The following is a 3,970-nucleotide window of genomic DNA, read 5'->3' as shown; positions in this document are numbered from 1 at the left end:
ATTGCTTTCAGGTTTTAAGGTTTCCATGACCCCATTCTCTCAAAGGTTGAGGTCTCCGAAAAACCCGGGCCGATTCACCAATCCGGCATCGAAGCAAGCGTTGGAATGGTGCGAGGAGTTTCTCGCAGCGAATGCGGTGGCGTAACGCTATGGGGGCCTGATATGCGCGCCGGCTACGTGACCTCGTTTTTCTACCTTCAGTACGCAGTCCTGATGCTCGTCGAATACGTATGCCGCGACGGTCATCGCATCCACGTGCGGACTGAGCAAATCGACTGGCAAACAAAAGGGATGGTGTGGCAATGAACGCGGTCAACATTGGCAGTTACAGCCGATCGGTTGTATCGCGCGACTGGTTCCCGCTCGCGGTACTCGGCGCGCTTTACCTGATTGCGTGCGGCGTCGCGCCGGCGTACGAACTTCTCTCTGGAGTCGCAAAATGAGCCGCAAGAAAAATAAACTCATCCCCGACCATCTGCGCGACGAATTCCTCGGCTGGATGGCTGCGCACGACTTCGACGATATGTCGGACGGCGCATGGTTCGCAACGCTGGAAACGGCTGCCGAGCAGTTCATCGAGAAGTACAACCTGAGTACTTGCCCGAATGATGCAGCGCATTGGTATTTACGCGTTGGCACCGGAGCGTGACGCATGAACCCGATCACCTACCTCTGCGTGGCGCTCGACCGTCTGTTCGAGCGTAGCCCGGTCGCAGGGATTCTCGTCGCGATCGTCATCGCGTTCGTGTGCGCGGTCGGGATTGCGTATCTCGGCACCGCACCTGAGGCGCCGCGTGGCGCGTGGGGCGCGTGGGGCGCGTGATGCTGATCGAACGCCTCGACATCAACGATTATCACGCACACTCGGCCGTGAGCAAATCGCAACTCGACACGATCAATGTGTCACCTGCGCATTTTTGGGCGCTGCATCGCGACCCAAATCGTCCCGCTCGTCAACTCAAGACGGGGCAACTGGAAGGCGCATTGGCGCACTGCGCGATCCTCGAACCGGATGAGTTCGACAAGCGCTACGTGCTCGGGCCTAGCGTGAACCGTAATACGAAGGTCTGGAAAGAATTTATCGAGGCAAATCAGGATCGCATCGCCATTCAGCGGGATCAGTACGACGCAGCATGGAGGCAATCCGATTCCGTGCGCGCGCTGCCGGAGATTCGCGAGGCTCTGTCGCGCGGCCGTGCAGAGGTGTCGGCGTTCTGGACCGATCCAGCGACAGGCGTAGCGTGCCGTTGTCGGCCGGACTGGGTGCATGACGCAACCGACTCCGGCGTGATCTTGGTAGACGTGAAGACCTATAGCAGCGCATCGCCTGCTGAGTTTCGCCGACAGGCTGCTAGAAAAAGGTACGACGTACAAGCTTCCTATTACTCGGATGGCTATGCCGCGGCGAGTGGAAGCGATGTGCTCGCGTTCCTCTTCGTTGCCGTCGAAACAGAGTGGCCATTCGCAGCGCACGCGATGATGTTTGATTCGGAAAGTGAGGAAGCCGGTCGCACAAAATACCGGCGCAATCTTTCCACTCTCGCTCATTGCGAACGCACGGGTCAGTGGCCAGGATACGGCTCCGAAATCGAATTGATTCGACTTCCCGCCTATGCAATGGAGGCAGCATGCGACGAGATGTAAATGCCAGCCGCGTACGTGAACTTTTGTTTTATGACGAATTCACCGGGGCTTTTAGTTGGCAGAAAAGCATGCGTGCCGTAAAGGCGGGCATGGTAGCCGGATCAAATAACGGCAAAGGGTACATCCAGATTTCGGTCGATGGTGTTCGATATGCTGCACACCGCTTGGCATGGCTCTATATGCATGGATCATGGCCGGCACGCGAGATAGATCATATCGATGGAAATCGCTCGAATAATGCGATTTCGAACCTGCGTGAAGCCGATCGTTCGCTGAATAACAGAAACATTCGACGCGCGCGCATCACCAACAAGCTCGGGATTCTTGGCGTCCATCGGCGCGGAGAAAAGTTCATTGCGCAAATCCGTGCTAACGGACGTGAGCTCCATCTCGGGTGCTTTCAAACCCCGGAAGAGGCTCGCGAAGCCTATCTGCGAGCCAAAGAAATTCACCATTCACTGGAGGCGTAAAGATGGCAACGACAACGAACCTGACTCAACTCAAACAGACATCGAAGATGGTTGCGCGCGACGCCGGTATCGGCAGCGTCAAGGCCTTCTTCGAGTCGCAGAAAGCAACGCTGGCCGCAGTGTTGCCGCGACACGTGAGTCCGGAGCGCATGCTGAAAATCGCGCTCGGCGCGCTGCGCACGACGCCGAAGTTGATGGAGTGCACGGTCGAATCGTTGATGGGCGCGGTCGTGCAGTGCTCGCAGCTGGGCCTCGAACCGAACACGCCGCTCGGCCACGCTTATCTGATCCCGTTCGAAAAAAAGAAGAAGGTCGGCAACCAGTGGGTAACGGACAAGGTCGAGACGCAGATCGTCATCGGTTACAAGGGACTCATCGACCTCGCACGTCGTTCGGGTCAGGTCGTCAGCATCGCCGCACACGCGGTACACGAGCACGATCACTTCGACTATGCGTTCGGCCTCGACGAGAAGCTCGAGCACAAGCCGGCCATGTCCGCGCGTGGCGACGTGATCGCGTTCTACGCGATTGCGAAGCTAGTTGGCGGCGGCCATGCGTTCGAGGTCATGAGCAAAGAGCAGGTCAACGAGATACGCGACGCCAGCCAGAACTACAAGTTCGCGCGCGACAAGGAAAAGACCGTCTGGGGGCAGCACTACGAGGAAATGGGCCGCAAGACGGTTCTTCGCCGCCTGTTCAAGTATTTGCCGGTCAGCATCGAACTCGCCAGCGCGGCTGCAATCGATGACATCGGCACGGCAGGTCGCTCGCAGGCGCTCGACACTGTGCTCGACGGCGACTACATCACGCCGACTGACGATGAGCAAGACGACGGCGGCGAAATCGATCCGCCGGCCGGCCTGACCGATCAGCGCCGGCAGCAAGCCGACGCGATGCTCCACACCTACGACGACCTGCTCAGTCAGATTCAGAAAGCCGAAAGCGCAGAAATCCTCGACCTCGTGATGGACAGCGCACGCGACCTGCCAGGAGCCGAGTACGTAAAACTTCAACAAGCATTCGAGGATCGTCGCGAAGTGCTTCTCGGCGCGTAACAACAAAAGCAGTAGCAATTTATTCCGGATTTATTCCAAGGAGCGCTGCATGTTCAACGTTCAAGACACGCTCGCCAAGATCACTTCTTGCACAAACCGGTCGGAGAAGCACGGCAACGCACGCGAGCCAGCGATCTCTATCGGCTTGACGCTGGTCAGCGGTGGCGAATTGCTTGATCAATTCGACGTCGCACTGCGGCCGATGCTGTATCGAAAGCCACAGCCGAAACCTGGTGAGCTTCCGATGGAGCACGCAGGGCTGACCGAACTGCGATTCCCGCAGCTGCGCAATATGCGCTGGGACAGGAGCTATCCGGGATACCTGCTGCGTTTTCACATCGGTGCATCGGGCGCCGAAGACGTCTTGCTGGCTGAGTGCGAGATCAAGGAAATCGCATTCGTCACCCAGGAGGGCGGCTCGGTGGAAGTGTCGTTCAAGGTGAACGCGCACCCCAAGGATGAGATTGATCACGGGAAAATCGCGACGCGGTTGCAACAGGAAATCGGCATCACGCTCACGCCACCGGACAACTACGTCGAGCCCGGATTGTTTGGCGAGCCTGTTGATACCGATTACGTGTATTAGCCGGGACTTGATCTGACAGGTAGTCGGGCCGACAAAGTACGAGTCGTCAATGGGGGATGAGTTTCTCCTTGGCGAGATCGAGCGAATCGAGGAAAGTGCGCATCGGCGTCTTGCCGTAACACCAGCGCCCCTGATGCTCTCGTTCATTGTTGTACTGGTCGAGCCACGCATCAAGGTCCGTCTGCAAGGTGGCGATCGAGTCGTAGATCTTCTTG

At 57.8% G+C, this 3,970-nt stretch carries 7 protein-coding genes and 1 pseudogene; 7 read left to right on the top strand and 1 reads right to left on the bottom strand.

Translation table 11 applies throughout. The features are described 5' to 3' along the window. The first annotated feature begins 302 nt into the window (after window positions 1-302). Genes WS68_RS28520 through WS68_RS20990 form a run of 7 tightly spaced genes read left to right on the top strand, consistent with a single transcriptional unit; the run spans window position 303 to window position 3,755 of the window. The gene (locus WS68_RS28520) at window positions 303-443 is read left to right on the top strand and encodes a hypothetical protein (protein ID WP_197419652.1); all 141 of its coding nucleotides are present in this window, start codon (window positions 303-305) and stop codon (window positions 441-443) included. Further along, entirely contained in the window at window positions 440-649 is a 210-nt protein-coding gene (locus WS68_RS21010; protein WP_059572594.1) for a hypothetical protein, read from the top strand. The genes WS68_RS28520 and WS68_RS21010 overlap by 4 nt, the downstream gene beginning before the upstream one ends. A gap of 3 nt (window positions 650-652) precedes the next feature. Beyond that, window positions 653-823: a hypothetical protein gene (locus WS68_RS28515; protein ID WP_197419651.1), complete on the top strand. Its 171-nt coding sequence runs from the start codon at window positions 653-655 to the stop codon at window positions 821-823. Beyond that, a complete protein-coding gene (locus tag WS68_RS21005; protein WP_059572595.1) occupies window positions 823-1,644 on the top strand; it encodes a PD-(D/E)XK nuclease-like domain-containing protein in 822 nt (273 codons plus the stop codon). The genes WS68_RS28515 and WS68_RS21005 overlap by 1 nt, the downstream gene beginning before the upstream one ends. After that, window positions 1,629-2,114 carry an HNH endonuclease signature motif containing protein gene (locus WS68_RS26620; RefSeq protein ID WP_082710194.1) on the top strand — a complete coding sequence of 162 codons (486 nt, stop codon included), beginning with the start codon at window positions 1,629-1,631 and terminating at the stop codon, window positions 2,112-2,114. The genes WS68_RS21005 and WS68_RS26620 overlap by 16 nt, the downstream gene beginning before the upstream one ends. A 2-nt stretch (window positions 2,115-2,116) precedes the next feature. After that, window positions 2,117-3,169, top strand: coding sequence for a recombinase RecT (locus WS68_RS20995; RefSeq protein ID WP_059572592.1), 1,053 nt, complete (start codon window positions 2,117-2,119; stop codon window positions 3,167-3,169). Between the two features lie 49 nt (window positions 3,170-3,218). After that, window positions 3,219-3,755, top strand: a complete 537-nt coding sequence (locus WS68_RS20990) for a hypothetical protein (RefSeq protein WP_059572591.1) — start codon at window positions 3,219-3,221, stop codon at window positions 3,753-3,755. 46 nt (window positions 3,756-3,801) lie between these two features. Here the strand turns inward: WS68_RS20990 and WS68_RS28510 are convergent. Beyond that, window positions 3,802-3,970, bottom strand: a pseudogene (locus WS68_RS28510) (IS481 family transposase); the annotation flags it as partial.

Origin of the sequence: Burkholderia sp. TSV86, assembly GCF_001522865.1 — a bacterium.
GTDB lineage: Bacteria > Pseudomonadota > Gammaproteobacteria > Burkholderiales > Burkholderiaceae > Burkholderia.
This window is presented reverse-complemented; position numbering and strand designations above follow the sequence as displayed.